This window comes from Larkinella sp. C7 (assembly GCF_006149005.1).
Taxonomy (GTDB): domain Bacteria; phylum Bacteroidota; class Bacteroidia; order Cytophagales; family Spirosomataceae; genus Larkinella.
This window is the reverse complement of sequence record NZ_VBSL01000150.1, coordinates 1-464: the sequence shown is the minus strand read 5'-3', so window position 1 is coordinate 464 and position 464 is coordinate 1. Positions and strand designations below refer to the sequence as shown.

General features: G+C 48.5%; 1 protein-coding gene. It reads right to left on the bottom strand.

The annotated features are described in order from the left end of the window. Positions 1–464 (bottom strand): GTP-binding protein (locus FH871_RS34850; RefSeq protein WP_138995344.1); only part of this gene is annotated, 464 nt, incomplete at both ends.

The following is a 464-nucleotide window of genomic DNA, read 5'->3' as shown; positions in this document are numbered from 1 at the left end:
CTTCAATAACGGTACCGATAGCTCGAACGGTTGGATCAGCCTTGAGCTCTTCCATTTCAGCAACCAGAAGGACAGTTTCCAGAAGTTCATCAATATTTTGACCGAATTTAGCTGAAATTTCAACGAATTCTGATTCACCACCCCAAGCGGTCGAGATAACACCGTGTTCAGCCAGCTCACCGATAACCCGCTCAGGGTTGGCACCTGGTTTATCAATCTTGTTGATGGCAACAATAATTGGCACACCGGCAGCCTTAGAGTGGTTAATCGCTTCAACAGTTTGTGGCATAACGCCGTCGTCTGCAGCAACAATCAGGATGGTGACATCAGTAACCGAGGCACCACGAGCCCGCATCGAAGTGAAGGCCGCATGTCCTGGGGTATCTAGGAAGGTAATCTTTTTACCGTTGGCATTGATTTGATAGGCACCGATGTGTTGAGTAATACCACCGGCTTCACCTGTG